This is a genomic window from Streptomyces sp. NPDC028308 (genome assembly GCF_055565855.1).
In genome coordinates this window covers 197,903-212,718 of the sequence record NZ_JBVHTO010000003.1, presented here as the reverse complement: position 1 = coordinate 212,718, position 14,816 = coordinate 197,903, and the positions used below count along the sequence as shown (strand labels likewise).

Here is a 14,816-nt window from a genome sequence, read left to right as displayed (position 1 = left end):
CCCCGGGCCGACGGGGGCCTTGTCACGCTCACCGGCGAAGACAATAGGCTCCTACGGCGTCCGTGCACCCCGCCCCCGTCACAGGAACGGGGCGGGCCCGGGACAGTACCGGGCCGGATCACTGCGTATGACGCGGCTCCACGGGATCCAGCACCGCCCGAGCAGGAAGCCCGCCGTCTTTTTCGCAGCGCAACTCCTCGGCCATGGCGAGCGAGACGGAGTGGGCCACGGTGGCGTAGGCCTCCTTCAATGCCCTGGTGTCACCTTCGGGCTCCTGCGGCATCCCCCAGCGCTGGACGCCGATGAGGACGTGACCCGACCTCGACGCGTCGGACAACCTGGGGCTCCGGCATGCGAATTGGACGTACGCCATGTCCGCCGCGGCCAGGGCGTCCTCTCCCATCTTCAGCACGGTGAACTTCGGGGCCGGCGGTTCGTCCGTCGGAGGGCCGTCGACCAGCTTCCACGTGATCCTGAGCACGAAGTCCGGCGTGCCGATGGGCAGATGGACGCGGCACACGTCTTTGGTCACGGTGGGGACCGGGAACTCCTCGACAAGGTCCGCTGCGGCCTGTGCGACGGTGTACTCCTTCGCCGACGCCTCGAACCGCGACGACCCCGTGATCACCTTCAGCGCCCGAGACGCCTCGGCGGACACAGCCTTGCCACCGCACAGCCGTGTCCCCCCAACCACCTTGTAGTCCTTCGGAGTTTTCGGAGTTCCCTCCGCATCTCCGTCCCCTCCACAACCGGAGGCGCCGAGAAGCAACGAGCCGGCCACGACCGTGACGAGGAGTCTCCCGCGTACCGACCTACGACTGATCACTGTCCGTATCCTTCCGTACTCTCGGCCGTCCACGGACTCAGCCGGTCTCCGGGTCGTTGCCCTGCTGGTTCTCCCGGTCGTTGCCGAGCCCGTAACCGATCACCGTCGACTCACGCAGATCCTGCCCGACCGTGTTTCTGGCGTCGTCCAGGCCGTGACGTCGCAGGAAGTCCTCCATCGGCGCCTCCGCCATGCTCTCCCCCGCGGAGTAGATCTTCGTCTTCTCCGCGCGGGTGAGTTCCTCCGTCTTCTCCTTGTGCTCATCGACCGAGTTGTCGGAGATGTCACCGACCATCTGCCCGATGACCTGTTCGGCAGCACCACTGGCGGTATCGGTCGCCAGCGGGATGAGCACCGCGGCCGTGCCCACGGCCGCGGTCGCGGGCAGGAAGGCGACGCCCGCCGCGATGCCCGCCGTGGCCCCGAACTCGACCCAGCCCGACCGCTTGGCGACCGCCTTCTCGTAGTCCTCGTGGGTCTTGAGGTTCGTCGCCTCCACCTGGTCGGCACGGGACTGGTCGAGCATGCCCTGCACCTCGGCGCCCACACGCACGGTCGCCCTGGCCCTGGCAGCGACCTCGTCGTCGATCTTTCCGTCCGGGCCCACTGTCCCCTCCAGCACGCTGCGGGTGTAGACCTGCTCCGCGGTCGAGACCGTCGCGTAGGCGTCCGGGTGCTGGCCGAGGGTGCTGAGGAAGCCCCGGACGACGCTCCGCCCGTTCCTGTCCACCGTGTCAGCGAAGTCGAGGTGCCCGTCCGGGTTCTTGCCCGGCGCGAACACGCTGTCCGGATCGTTCTTGGCCAACGCCCAGTTGACGTCGTCGATGTAGCCGGCGCCCATGACGCCCAGGCTGTCGGCCATCGCCTCCTGGTGCTCCTTGAGGAGACCCGGGTCCGCGGCGTACTTCTCCATGACCTGCTGCATGACCGCGGCGTTGTCCTCGTCCCGGACCACGCCGGCGTCCGGGTGCCCCGCGGGGTAGCCGAGAGTCGCTGCCTCCAAGGCGTGGCCGAGGGCATCGGGCATCTGATCGAGCGCCGCCTTGAGCTCCTTCTCGCCGGAGGAGTTGGCGTCGCCGAAGGACTCCCACTCCTCGTTGCCGAAGAAGTCGAGGTAGTTGTCGATCGCCTCGCCGTCCTTGTTCTTTCCCAGGTCGGCCGTGGCACCGTGATCGACCGTGCCGTCCTCGTTGTACGCGGTCGGCGGGTCGGCGAAGAACCTCTTCGCCGCTTCCGGACTGTTGCCGAGCGCTTCCAGCATGGCGGTGGCCGGGTCGTAGCCGGCCCCGTTCACACCGGAGGGGTTGAACGGGTTCTTGAACGAACTGTTCACCACCTTGTTCTGGGCGAACATGTACGGGTCCTTCGCGTGCAGCTGCGCCACGTGTTCGGCGATCGGGTTGAGGAACCTCGCGTCGTAGTTCCCGTACCGCATGATCCCGCCGAGCAGCTGGTATCCGAACGGCCCGCCGTAGTCGTGCTTGGCCAGCGGAATGTGCTCCGTGCCCAACTTGCGGAGCTGCGGACCCCACTTGTCGGTGAATTCCTTGTCGTGGGAGGCGGTGGCCAGGTTGAGGCCGAGGTTTCTCTGGAGCTCCTGGACGTCCTTGAGGCGCTCCGGGTCGGCCTTGCCGCCGTACCCGTAGATGTCCGTGGAGAGCTGGCCGAAGAATGCGAGCGACTTCTCGGGGCCGAGCTTCTCGTAGAAGTCCTTGGAGAACTCCCGCGACGAACTGTTGTCCTTGAGCAACTCGTTGAGCTGCTCGAGTTCGGTGTGGGTGATGTCCCGGCCCTTGGCCGCCAGAGAGGCGGCGCGGGCGGCCTCCTCCTGGTCCAGCTTCGTGTACGTCGGCGCGCTGAAGTCCTTGCGGTCGGTGACGTTGGCCTGGAGGGCGTTCTTGAAGGAGAGGTCGGTGTCGTTGCAGTTGTCGACGATGAGGTCGATCCTCCTCTGCCACGACGCGATGTTCTCCCTCTCCTCTTTCAGATACGTGGCGTAGTCGGGGTCGTGCCGTGCCGTGTGGTTCTCGGACAACGGGTTCCGCGCGGTGACCTTGCCCTTGCCGTCCACGTGGACGCCCGCAGCGGGGCCCTCGTGGTCCCGGATGCCGACCAGCTCGTCCTTGGCCTTCTTGATGGCCGCGTGGCCCTCTTCCAGGATCAGCTTCACGCCCTTGGCCTCGGCCGCGGCGTCCGCGAACTCCTTGGCCGTCTTGCCGATGAACGCCCTGGTGACCCCGGCGTTGACGCCTTCCCAGGCCGCCTTGTCCGCCTTCGCCTTCATCCCGTCGGCGGCCTCGGTGGCGAGCTTGTCCAGCTTCCCCGCCATCTCCGACCAGTCGTCGACGGCAGCCTTGAGCTTCGCCACCGGGGCGTCGATGATGTCCTCGTACTTCAGCATGACGTGCGCTCCCCCGAGCCCTACTTCAAGTATTCCGTGAGCACGGAGATCCGCGTGAGGTCCCCCTCGATCTTCGCGTCGTCCTTCGCGTGCTGGGCCTTGCTGTAATCCAGGTGGTTCGAGATCTGCGCGCAGGCGTCCAGCAGCGTCTTCAGGTGGGTCTGCCAGAAGTCGTGCACTTTCAGCACGGCCGCACCGCTCGCGAAGTTCCCGCTGGTCAGCGCCGTCGCCGCATCGAACGTGGAGGAACGCGCGATGTCGCCCTCTTTCGTCAGCCGGCCCAGCAGGGCGTAGGCGTCGCTGCCGATCGCGCCGAGATCGTCCCGGTTGACCACCAGGTCACCCTCGCCACCACCTCCGCCGCCGTCGGCCGGAATGCTGTTCGTCTGCATCGCGGTGGTCCGCTCGCCCGCCGTCGCGTGCGGTTCGGGCCGTTCTTGCGCGAAGGTCATGAATTCCCCCAAGTCCGTCCGGGTGGGCCACGTCACCGGAGTCGCTGCCCCCGCCTCGATCGCCTGTCTCTTCTACCATCACCTGGCCACGCACGGACGGTGGTTGAGACCCCGAAGCCCGGACGGCCCTCAGGAAACGGCCTCGATCGCGGCACCGGCGCACTCCGCCGTGCCGCTCACGGACCCCGGTACCGCGCGGCACGCACGATCACCGTGCTTGCCGCGCACTCGGCCGACCTGGTCCCGCCCGGGCCTCTCCCGCGTAACGGGGCGCGCGCCCGCTCCTCCTGGGAAGACCGTCGGACGTTGGTCACTTGGCCAGGAAGGCGAGGAGAGCCTCGGTGACTTCCTGGGCGTGGGTCCACAGCAGGCCGTGGGGAGCGCCCTCGATGACGACGTAGTCGGCCTGCGGGAGCGCCTGGCTGAAGAGGGCGCCGGTGGCCTCGATGGGCAGGATGCGGTCGGCGGTGCCGTGCAGGATCAGCGCCGGGACGTCGATCTTGGGCAGGTCGGCGCGGAAGTCGGTGGACCAGGTCGCGACGCAGGCCAGGGAGGCGTACGCGGAGGCTCCGGCGGCGACGTTCCAGCTGTTGCGGACGGCCTCCTCGCTGATGCGGGTGCCGAGGTTCTCGTCGAGGTTGTAGAAGTCCTCGTAGAACGCGGTGAAGTAGGCGTAGCGATCGGCTGTGACGGCCCCCTCGATGCCCTTGAAGACGGCGCCGTCGACACCGCCGGGGTTGTCGTCGGTCTTGAGCAGGAAGGGTTCCAGGGAGGCGAGGAAGGCGGCCTTGGCTATGCGGGCGGAGCCGTAGGTGCCCAGGTAACGGCCGACCTCACCGGTTCCCATGGAGAAGCCGACCAGGACGACGTCGTGGAGGTCGAGGGTTTCGAGGACCGTGTTCAGGTCGGCGGCGAAGGTGTCGTAGTCGTAGCCGGTGGTGGGCTGGCTGGAGCGGCCGAAACCGCGACGGTCGTACGTGATCACGCGGTAGCCGGCCGACAGCAGGGCGGCGGACTGCTTCTCCCAGGAGTGGCCGTCGAGCGGGTAGCCGTGGATCAGCACGACCGGCTGCCCGGTGCCGTGGTCCTCGTAGTACAGCTCGATGCCGGTCGAGTTCTCCTGGCCGACGGTGATGAACGCCATGGTGCTATTGCCTTTCGGTGGGAAGTGCGGTGGATGTGAACTCCCGTGTGCGGGGAGTGCGTTGGGTGGTGAAGTGCCCGGGTAGGTTCGTACGCTTCGGAGTTCTCCGAGGCCGCGGTGGGGCGGTCCCGTCGTTCAGCGGACCGTGCGGGCCGCGCGCTCCACGATGCGGGCCACGGCGTCGGGGCGGGACACCGACACCGCGTGCGACGCGTCGATGACCGTGGTGCGGGCTCCGGCGCGGGCCGACATGTAACGCTGGGCGGCCACAGGGATGTTGAGGTCCTCCGTGGTCACCAGGGACCAGGAGGGGATCGTCTTCCAGGCGGCCTTCGTCGACTTCTCCTCCAGCGCGGCGGCGGCGATCGGACGCTGTCCGGCCGCCATGAGCCTGGCCTTGTCCGCAGGCACGTCCGCGGCGAACTGGCCGCGGAACTTGTCCGCCTTGATGTAGACGTCGGCGCCCTGACCGCCGTCGGGCAACGTGTAGTTGACGGACTCGATCGCCTCGCCGAGGGTGCTGCCCGGGAACTCGTTCGTCAGCCCGAGCGAGCTCTCGCCGACGTCGGGCAGGAACGCGGCGATGTAGACCAGCGCCTTCACCTTGCCCTCCAGTCCCGCGGCGGCCTGGCTGATGACGGTACCGCCGTAGGAATGGCCGACCAGGACCACGGGCCCGTCGATGTGGTCGACGACGCTGCGCAGGTAGGCGGCATCGGTCGCCGGACCGCGCAACGGGTTGGCGGCGGCCACCACGGGGTAGCCCGCACGCTGCAACCGCGTGACGACGCCGTCCCAGCTCGCGGCGTCGGCGAACGCCCCGTGCTCCAGCACGATCGTCGGCCGTTCCGGGTGGAGGGGCGCCGCACCGGCCGTACCGGGCAGGGTGACGGCGGCCACGGACAGTCCTACGGCGGTTGTGACACCGAGCAGGGCGGATCTGCGGCTGAGAAGAGTGGTGCGCATGCGTGAACGTCCTTTTTTCCTTGGCCGTCGGCCCTGACCGGGCCCGGCGAAACGGGGCGGTGCGTTCGAGGGACGAAGCACCGATTTCCTTTGTCGGCAACTGAGTTGGCGCGAGTTCTGTCCGCGCCGAGTGGTCGGCGCGGTCCGGAGGAGGTGGGCGACGCGTCGCGGCGGCGAGGAGAGCGACTGCCCGGCCACGACACACCTGGGCCTGGAGCACCACCGCCCCCGACTGCCGGGGTGAAGTGCCCTGCGTCTTGTCCTACGACGGCAGGACCGGCTCGGTTCACCCCGGAAGCGGCGCTGTTCCCTGCTCAGTCCGCGTTCGGCCGGTGCTCAGTCCTCGGCAGGTGCTCGGTCCGTGGAGTCCAGGACTTCGTAGACCTGCCGCATGTAGTCATGGGTGCGCTCCGAGCCGAGGATTCCGTCGCCCAGCCGGTTCATCGTGTACGAGAACGTGACGCGCCGGTCGAGGTCCATCATGACGATCGATCCGCCCCGGCCGACCCAGAAGCAGATCCTCCCGGTGGGCATGTGCGGCATCGTCCGCGCGTCGGCGAGCGCGAAGCCGAGGCCCCAGCGCACGGGAACGCCCAGGAACAGGTCGACTCCGTCGGCCTGCACGTCGAGGGCCTGGTCCACCGTGTCCGCGGAGAGGAGCCGGCGGCCGTTCACCTGGCCGCGCCGTGAGATCACGGAGAGGGCGCGGGCCATACCCCGTGCGTTGCCGTGTCCGTTGACGGCTCCGAGTTCGGCACGGCGCCACTGCGGGGTGTCGACGTGCTCGTCCCGGGCGGGGCTGCCGAGCAGCGTCCTGGTGAAGATCCCCTCGGGATCCAGGCCTGCGGGTATCCCGGAGACCTGCGACGGTGCCACCAGTTCGGCGATACGTGGCCAGTCGGCCTTCCGCGCGCCGATCTGGACGTCGGCCTGGGCCGGCTGGGCGATCTCGGTGTCGACGAACTCGGTCAGGGTCCGGCCACTGACCCGCCGGACGAGCTCTCCTATCAGCTGCCCCTGCGTCTGCACGTGATAGCCCGAGGCACTGCCCGGCTCCCACCAGGGCGCCTGCGCGGCCAGCCGGGCGCTCGCGGTCGGCCAGTCGTAGAGGTCGTCGATGGCGAAGGGCTGCTGCCAGCCGGAGAGCCCCGAGGTGTGGGCCAGGACATGGCGTACCTCGATGTCCTGCTTGCCCTGGGCGGCGAATTCGGGCCAGTAGTGCGCGACCGGGCGGTGAAGATCCAGTGCGCCCCGGTCGACGAGGACGAGGGCCGCCAGACTGCTGAGGGTCTTGGTGGTCGACCACAGGCTGACCAAGGTGTCCTGGCGCCACGGGACGGTCCGAGCCGCGTCGGTGTGCCCTCCCCACAGATCGACCTCCATGACTCCGTCGACGTCGACGGCGATCGACGCCCCCAGCTCCTCGCCGGACTCCAGGTGCGCTGCCAGCGCCGCTCGGACCGGTTCGAACCGGGCGGTGCTCGTTCCTTCGACGGTGACCATGACTTTTCCCCACTCGTGACGACGACCGTTCGGTCACACAACGGCGTGGACCGCACGCCGGTTCACCCCGCGTCGCAGCTGGACGGCCCCCGGCCGAGCTGCACCGTGCCGCCTACGGCGTCATCGCCCGGATGGGCTCTTGCTAATGTCTTGTCCGGTATGCGGGCAGCGGACGACGGGGTCCTCGCCGCTCCGGACACCGTGGGGCGCGCACACGTCCGCGGACCACGGTCATGGGTGTGCCCCTGATGGTGGCGCGGTCGAGCGGGATTCCGGGTGGATGCGATGACAGCTGTGGGGCAGGGGCTCGACTTCGGCCTGCTGGGTCCGCTGGTGGTACGGCGAGCGGGCACGGTGCTCGATCCGGGTCGGCGCAGGCAGCGACTGCTGCTGATCCGCCTGCTGCTCGCGGACGGCCGTGCGGTCGCGCCCCAGACCTTGTGCGAGGAACTCTGGCCGCAGCAGCCCGGCCGGACCCCGGGCGGCGCTATGAACTCCCTGCACGCGCACGTCAGCAAGCTGCGCGCGGTCCTGGAACCCCAGCACCTGCGCCGCGAGGGCACCTTCGACGTACTGGTCACCGAGCCTCTGGGCTACGCGCTGCGCGTGCCGCCCGAGAGCCGTGACACCGTACGTTTCGAGCGATCCGTCGCCCAGGCCCGCCTGTTCATGGACCAGGACCGGCCCGAAGACGTCGTCCAAGAGGCCGGGAAGGCCCTGGAGTTGTGGCGTGGCACCGCGTTCGCCGACGCGGCGCACCACCTGTTCGCCGCCCATGAGACGGCACGCCTGGAAGAACTGCGGCAGACCGCACGCGAGATCCGCGCCACCGCCCTGCTCATACAGGGAAGGATCACCGAAGCCCTGGACGCGGCACAGGAGTTGACCGCCGAGCATCCCCTGCGGGAAACCGGCTGGGCTCTGCTGCTGCGTGCCCTGTACCTCGCCGGCCGGCACCCCGAGGCGCTTCAGCGCTACACGGAACTGCGTCGGCACCTCGCCGACGAACTCGGCCTCGAACCGGGCCCGCCCCTGCGCGCCCTGCACCAGGGCATCCTCCACCACGACCTGCCTCCCCTCCACTCGGCCGGTGGGCTGAACGGATCCGTGACCGGCGGGGGTACCGGGCACGGCCGCGATCCGATCGGGCCCGCCATGTCCGGAGGGCCGGAGGAGGCCGGGACAGCCGCGTCCACCTTCCCGGCCGCCGAGGAAGGGGCCGACGCGGACGGCTGGTCCGACGCGCGTCGGACCGACGAAACGGCTGACGCGGCCGACCGGTCCGGCGCGCGTCGCGACCCGGCCGCGAAGAGCGGAACCAAGCCGTCGTCCCTGGTACGTCCGGCTCAACTGCCTGGCGCCCTGCCGGTGTTCGCGGGACGGGACGCCGAAGGTGCGTGGCTGTCGGCCGTGAGCGGTGCGCCCGACCGGCCCGGACCGACGGCTGCGTCCGTCGTCGTCATCAGCGGTGCTCCCGGTGTCGGCAAGACCACCTTCGCCGTCCACCACGCCCACCGCATCGCCTCGGCCTTCCCCGACGGACAGCTTTTCGCCAACCTCTGCGGCTTCCACCCCCACGCACCCGCCGTCGATCCCGGCACCGTTCTGCACGGCTTCCTCACCGCCCTCGGCGTCCCCGCGCAGCGCATCCCGGAGGACACCCCGGGCCGCGGCACGCTCTTCCGCAGCCTCCTCGCCGACCGGCGGATCCTCCTGGTCCTGGACAACGCACGCGACGAGCAGCAAGTGCGCCCCCTGCTCCCCGCGGGCGCGGGCTGCCTCACCCTGATCACGAGCCGCAACCAGCTTCCCGGCTTGATCGCCACCGACGGCGCCAAACCCCTCACCCTGCCGCTGCCCTCGGAGGCCGAGGCCCACCAAGCCCTCGAACGCCGCCTGGGACGCGAGCGGTTGGCCGCAGAGCCCGCCGCCACCACCGAGATCATCCGCCTGTGCGGACGACTCCCCCTGGCCATGGCCGTGGTCGCCGCCCGCGCCGAACTCGACCCGTCCTTCCCCCTGCACGCCATGGTCGACGACCTGCAGCAGACCCACGGCGACCTCGACGCGTTCACCGGCTTCGACACCACCACCGACGTACGCACCGTCTTCTCCTGGTCCTACCGCTCCCTGGACGAGCACGCGGCCCGGCTCTTCCGCCTCCTCGCCCTGCACCCAGGCCCCCACATCACGGCTCCCGCCGCCGCCGGGCTCGTCGGCCTCCCCCTCGCGCGGACCCGCCGCGCACTCGCCGCCCTGATCAGTTCCTGCCTCCTTGAGCAGCCACTGCCGGGCCGCTACAGCCTGCACGACCTCCTCCGCTGCTACGCCGGCGAACTCGCCCAGCTCCACGACACCGCCCAGGAACGCCACCACGCCACCCTGCGGGTCCTGGACCACTACCTGTTCACCGCCTACGAGGCCAACCAACTGCTCAAGCAGGACACGACGGTTGAGCTCGATCTCGGGGAGCCGGGCCCGGGCGTCACCCCGGAGAGGTTCACCGACGCCAAGCAGGCGACCGGGTGGTTCATCGCCGAGCACCGGGTACTGCACGGCTTGCTCCACTCCGCCGTGAGCCAGGGGCTCGACCACCACACCACCGGGCTGGCCTGGTCGTTCAAGGAACATCTCCAACGCCAGGAGTTCTGGCCCGAAGCCATCGCCGCGCTGACCCCCGCCCTCGAAGTGGCCCGGCGCCAGGGCGACCGGCTCGAAGAGGGGCTCTGCCTGCGCCATCTCGGCAGCATCCACGGCTATCTCGGCCACCAGGACGAGGCCCTGCGGCACCTGCGGCACGCCACCACGATCTTCGAGCAGCTCGACGCGACCGGCGAACAGGCGCGCGCCCACTACGTCATGGCGTGCGCGCTGTTCCTGTTCGGCCGGATCCCGGAGGCCGTGGCGTTCTCCGAGCGGGGACTGGAGCTGTCCCGGAAGACCGGTGAGGAGTTGTGGCTGGCCGAATGCCTCCTCGAACTCGCGTGGTTCCACGCCAACTTGGGGCAGCTGGAGAAAAGCCTTCGGCTCAGCGAGGAGGGCATCGCCCTGTTGCAGCGGCTGGACGCGCCGTGGCAGCTGGCACAGGGATGGGACATCGTGGGCCACATCCTCCGCGAACTCGGCCGCCACGAGGAATCGGTGGCCACCTACCAGCGGGCGACGCGGGCGTTCGAGGAACTGGGCGACCACAGGAACGCCATCGGCACACTCATGCGGCTCGGGGACACGCGGCTGGCCCAGGGCGACCGCGAAGGCGCACGGGCGGACTGGGTCAAGGCGCTCGAAAACGCCGACGAACGGGCCATGCGCCACAGCGCCCAGCAGGTCCGCGACCGGCTCACCGCCCTGGACATGGACGCGGACCCCACGCCCGCGGTGCCGGAGAGGGCGGCCGGAAGCCATCGCCTCCCGGTTCCGCACGAGGGAACTGCGAGCTAGGACTCCGACCGAGGCCGTCCAGGTCACGTACGTTCCTTTCGTTCCGGCGCCACGTCGGTGGTCGGCCCGTGCGCCGAGAACCCCGCAGGTGCGTCCCTGTGTTGTCAACGCCCGCAACAAGGCAGCGGTTCACCCCGTGTCGCACCGACAGCGGCCCAGGCACAGGCGGTCGACAGGAGTCGCCGCGGGAGACGACAAGAAGACGACAAGGTTCGGCCAAGGGGCCCCCGCGAGTGTTGAGCCACTCGACCGCGCATGCGGGCGAGCAGGCCATAGGACACTTGACAGGAACGGGCACCACCCATGAACGGGATCATGGAAGCGGGGACCACCACTCTCGCTCCGCCTCGGGCGCACACCCAGCACGTCGCATCGGACGCCGCCGACAGCGATGCCTTCATACGGGATGTCTACGACCGGTACGGGCCGCTGCTCGTCCGGTACGCCACACGGCTGCTGGACGGCGACTGGCACAAGGCGGAGGACATCCTCCAGGAGACCGCGGCCCGCGCCTGGAAGCACGGCCGGTTCCTGGGCACCCGCGGCGACCACATCCGGCCGTGGCTGTTCACCGTGGCGAGGAACCTCGTCATCGACCACCACCGGGCCCGGCGGAACCGGCCGTTGGAACTCATGCCGGTCGAGGACCTGGACGCGTCGTGGGACAGCACGGAGGCCACGATCACCTCCCATGCGGTGCTGAAGGCCCTGCGCGAACTGAACGAGCAGCAGCGGACCGTCATCCGCCTCATGTACTCCCTGGAATGCAGCGTGGCCCAGGCGGCCGAACACCTCGGTGTCCCGCCCGGCACCGTGAAGAGCCGCGCCTTCTACGCCGTGCGGGCACTGCGCAGGGCGCTGGAGAAGCAGGGTGTATTCGCGGGATAGCCACGACAGGGCGGCGCACCGGCGTGACGCGACCGCGACCGCTCTCAGCTCATTCGGGCGTGCCCGGTTCGCCGAGTCGGCGGATCGCGGCGGCGGTCTCGACACCGTCGTCGTGCAGCACCTGGCGCATACGGGAGACATCGACGTAGGCGGCGTCGAGAGGGTGGGTGAACAGACGTGAGAGCGCGGTGGCGTACTTGGCCATGGAGCTCTTGCCCGGGATGAAGATCGCCAGCTCGTCCCGGGCCTCGAAGGTCTGCACCTCGGCATCGCCCGGCAGGGACGCCTGCGCTCCCCCGTCCGCCGTGACGGGGAGCTTCACCAGCCAGTGCGGCCCCTCACCGGCGAGGGCCCGGCTCTTCTGCTCCGGGGTCTCGGCGGCCAAGGTCCGCCACGGCCGCCCCGACACCACGGCTCCGCACGCCTCGACCGCCTTGACCAGGCCCTCAACGGTTTCGGCGACAGCGACGTCGGCCGCGTCCCAGTCGAACCCGTCTCCCCCGTCCGACGGGCCCGGCACGGGCCTGGACACCACGGTCATCTGCTCCACCCGGCGCAGGCTCACCTCGGGAGGCGAGGTGAAGAACTCCCGCGCGTCGTCGATCGCCTCGTCCTGAGCCTCCCGCTGCCGCCGTACCTCTCCCGCGTGCTGCCGCAGCAGGTCGAGGGCCGCCTCCGGCTCGTCGAGAGCACGACGTACGAGCTTCACGCTCATCCCCGTGCCGCGCAGGACGGTGATCAGCATGGCCTGTTCGACCTGCTGGAACGTGTACGAGCGGTAGCCGGTCCGCTCATCGACGTCGGCCGGGACGAGCAGCCCCTCGGAGTGGTAGTACCGCAGCGTCTGCGGCGGCAGAGTGCACATCTCGCTGAAATCACCGATCGACAACATGGCTTCATCTTCAGCGTTATGGCAACTACAAGGTCAAGCACCGAGGACCGCCCGACACGGCTCTCAACGCCCCCGCTCAGGCGCCCTTCCCCACCGGCTCCGTGATGCGTCCTCGGAAAGCGGCGAGCTTGAACACGCTACGGAAACCCCAGGTCCCGGGCGGGTCACGGTGATCTCCGTCGACTTCCGTACGTGTCCCGGCCCGATCACCTCAAGGGGCGGCGCCGGCACCGCCCCGCGCCGCACCGCCCCGATCCCCGCGGCCAGGCCCCTGAGACCCCGGCCGGCGGTCCGCCGCGGTCACCCGCCTCCGTCGGTCCCGGCGGCGTGCGGTGGCACGGTGGTGTGGGTCCCGTCCGGGGCGACCATCACCGCGTGCCCCACGCAGCCCAGCATGGGCAGGTCGGAGGGATGGTCGCCGTAGGCCCAGCAGTCGGCCGGGTCGATGTCGGGGTGGCGGGCGAGGAGCCGGCGCACCAGGGTGCGCTTGCCCTCGCCGATGGCCGGTGGGCCGATCAGTTCACCGGTGAGCAGCGGTCCGCAGCGTTCGAGTCTCGCGCCGAGGACGAACTGCGCCCCGACCGCCTCGGCGATGACGGCGAGCAGCGGCGGGAAGGTGCCGGAGACCAGGGCGACGGACGCGCCCTCGGCCCGGTGCCGGCGCAGCGCGGCCAGTGTGGTGGGGAGATAGAAGCCGTCGGCCCGGCTGTGCTCCTGGTACCACCGGCGGGCCGCGGCCTCCGCCTCCGCGGCCGCGCAGCCCCGGAAGGCCCGGTGGAAACGGCGGTTGGCCTCTGCGCGGGGCAGACCGGCCAGTGTGCCGAGCAGTTCGGCGGCCCGGCGCACTCCGTCCGCGCCGTGCGTCCGCGCGAAGTGGTCGCGGAGGAAGTCCGGGCCGCTCTTGCGGCCGATCAGCGTCTCGTCCACGTCGAAGAACACCAGCCGGCGGGGGCCCTCGGGGCGTGTCCGCGCGGCGGGCCGGGAGGGCGTGGGGCGGGGAGGCGGCGTCGCGGGCAGCGGGGACCGGTCGCGCGCGCTGCGGGTGTCAGTGGACACCGGCGACCACCTCCGCGGGCGCGGAGTGCGCCATGAACCGGGGCGCGGCCGCCGAGCAGGCCGCCGGCAGTTCGGCCGCCTGCCCGGGACGGTCTTCGAAGTCGGCGAACACCGAGTCGGCGTAGAAAGCCGCCGCGGTGTCCCGGCGCACGGCCTGGTGCGCGGCCAGCACGTGGACGTCGCGCCAGGTGCGCTCGAGCGGCCCGGAGCCGCCGCATGCGTGGGTTCCGGCCGCGCGGAACAGCCGCTCGACGGCGGTGACCAGGTGCTGTGCGGCGGCCGCCGCGACCCGGCGGTTGCGGGCCACGTCCCGCTCGGCGCGGGTGCCCGAGTCGGCCCGTAGCGCCGCGTCCCCGAGCAGCAGTTCGGCGGCCTCGATGTCGTCGGCCGACTGTGCCAGCGTCAGCTGGAGCGTGGCGCGCTCCAAGGGTCGGACGGCTCCCCTGCGCGCGGCCCACGCGGTCCACTCCCGCAGGGCGTGGCGGGCCGCCCCGAGGGCGGGCGCGCACAGCAGCAGTCCCGTCCCCAGGTGTGCCGGGGCGGTGTGACAGCGGGACCGTCCGGGCCCGGGAGAGCCCGCCAGCACGTCCGACAGCGAGCAGGTGCGGTGGTCGGGGACCACCACCGGGCCGTCGAGGACCGCGGTGTGGCTGCCGGTGCCGCGCATTCCGGTGCTGCGCCACGTCTCCCGTACCTGGATCTCGGCGGCAGGGACGGCGAAGAGCCGGCACCGGCCGCCGGGTAACCCCGGTTCCGGGGCCGCGAGCAGCAGCCAGTCCGCGTCCGCGACCCCGCTGACGCACTCCCAGGTGCCGCTGAGCAGCCAACCTCCGGAGCAGCGGGCGGCCGAGCCGGAGGGCCGCAGTCCGGCGGCGATCCGCACATCGGGCGATCGGCCCCACAGGTCGAGCTGCCCCTCGAGGGGCAGGTGGGCGGCGTATCTGCCGTGGGTCGCCCACAAGGCGGCGCACCACGCGGCGGACGCGCATCCCTCGCCGATCGCCGCCACCTCGGCGAGGAGGTCGCTGAAGGTTCCCTCGGTGCCGTGCCAGACTCCGGGCACGAAGTGACGGGCGAAGCCGGCGCGGGTCAGCAGCGCGACGGTCTCCGGTGACAGCCTGCCGGTGGCGTCCGCCGCCGACGCGTGTGCCGCGGCGGAGGCCACGGCGCCCGTCAGCTGCCCGCGCGCCCGCGGCGCGCCACCCTGTGCCCCCTGGCCTGTGCAGATTTGACGCCGGTTCACCTAT

General features: G+C 70.6%; 11 protein-coding genes. 2 read left to right on the top strand and 9 right to left on the bottom strand.

Annotated features, from left to right (window positions below; all coding sequences use genetic code 11):
• Positions 1 to 118: 118 nt before the first annotated feature.
• From ACZ4VA_RS08585 to ACZ4VA_RS08560, 6 genes are all read right to left on the bottom strand, one after another.
• Complete coding sequence (locus ACZ4VA_RS08585) at positions 119 to 658, bottom strand: hypothetical protein (protein WP_468080471.1); 540 nt, start codon at positions 656 to 658, stop codon at positions 119 to 121.
• 205 nt (positions 659 to 863) lie between these two features.
• Positions 864 to 3,227: a hypothetical protein gene (locus ACZ4VA_RS08580; RefSeq protein WP_468080469.1), complete on the bottom strand. Its 2,364-nt coding sequence runs from the start codon at positions 3,225 to 3,227 to the stop codon at positions 864 to 866.
• A 20-nt stretch (positions 3,228 to 3,247) separates the two neighbouring features.
• Positions 3,248 to 3,679 carry a hypothetical protein gene (locus ACZ4VA_RS08575; RefSeq protein WP_355781558.1) on the bottom strand — a complete coding sequence of 144 codons (432 nt, stop codon included), beginning with the start codon at positions 3,677 to 3,679 and terminating at the stop codon, positions 3,248 to 3,250.
• A 310-nt stretch (positions 3,680 to 3,989) separates the two neighbouring features.
• Complete coding sequence (locus ACZ4VA_RS08570; RefSeq protein ID WP_355781561.1) at positions 3,990 to 4,823, bottom strand: alpha/beta fold hydrolase; 834 nt, start codon at positions 4,821 to 4,823, stop codon at positions 3,990 to 3,992.
• Positions 4,824 to 4,958: 135 nt separating this feature from the next.
• Entirely contained in the window at positions 4,959 to 5,789 is an 831-nt protein-coding gene (locus tag ACZ4VA_RS08565) for an alpha/beta fold hydrolase (RefSeq protein ID WP_355781564.1), read from the bottom strand.
• 336 nt (positions 5,790 to 6,125) lie between these two features.
• Positions 6,126 to 7,292: a serine hydrolase domain-containing protein gene (locus ACZ4VA_RS08560; protein WP_452924039.1), complete on the bottom strand. Its 1,167-nt coding sequence runs from the start codon at positions 7,290 to 7,292 to the stop codon at positions 6,126 to 6,128.
• Between the two features lie 285 nt (positions 7,293 to 7,577).
• On the opposite strand from ACZ4VA_RS08560, the gene ACZ4VA_RS08555 reads away from it, so the two are divergent.
• Together ACZ4VA_RS08555 and ACZ4VA_RS08550 are read left to right on the top strand one after the other, a co-directional pair.
• Positions 7,578 to 10,733 (top strand): AfsR/SARP family transcriptional regulator, encoded by a 3,156-nt coding sequence (locus ACZ4VA_RS08555; RefSeq protein ID WP_468080465.1) that lies wholly within the window; start codon positions 7,578 to 7,580, stop codon positions 10,731 to 10,733.
• 303 nt (positions 10,734 to 11,036) lie between these two features.
• Positions 11,037 to 11,621, top strand: coding sequence for a sigma-70 family RNA polymerase sigma factor (locus tag ACZ4VA_RS08550; RefSeq protein WP_356172949.1), 585 nt, complete (start codon positions 11,037 to 11,039; stop codon positions 11,619 to 11,621).
• Between the two features lie 49 nt (positions 11,622 to 11,670).
• On the opposite strand, the gene ACZ4VA_RS08545 is transcribed toward ACZ4VA_RS08550, so the two are convergent.
• The 3 genes from ACZ4VA_RS08545 to ACZ4VA_RS08535 form a co-directional block, all read right to left on the bottom strand.
• Positions 11,671 to 12,513 (bottom strand): MerR family transcriptional regulator, encoded by an 843-nt coding sequence (locus ACZ4VA_RS08545; RefSeq protein ID WP_468080463.1) that lies wholly within the window; start codon positions 12,511 to 12,513, stop codon positions 11,671 to 11,673.
• 300 nt (positions 12,514 to 12,813) lie between these two features.
• On the bottom strand, positions 12,814 to 13,569 hold the full coding sequence (locus ACZ4VA_RS08540) for an HAD family hydrolase (protein WP_468080461.1): 756 nt from the start codon (positions 13,567 to 13,569) through the stop codon (positions 12,814 to 12,816).
• Positions 13,559 to 14,812 carry an acyl-CoA dehydrogenase family protein gene (locus tag ACZ4VA_RS08535; protein ID WP_356172940.1) on the bottom strand — a complete coding sequence of 418 codons (1,254 nt, stop codon included), beginning with the start codon at positions 14,810 to 14,812 and terminating at the stop codon, positions 13,559 to 13,561. The genes ACZ4VA_RS08540 and ACZ4VA_RS08535 overlap by 11 nt, the downstream gene beginning before the upstream one ends.
• Positions 14,813 to 14,816 lie beyond the last annotated feature (4 nt).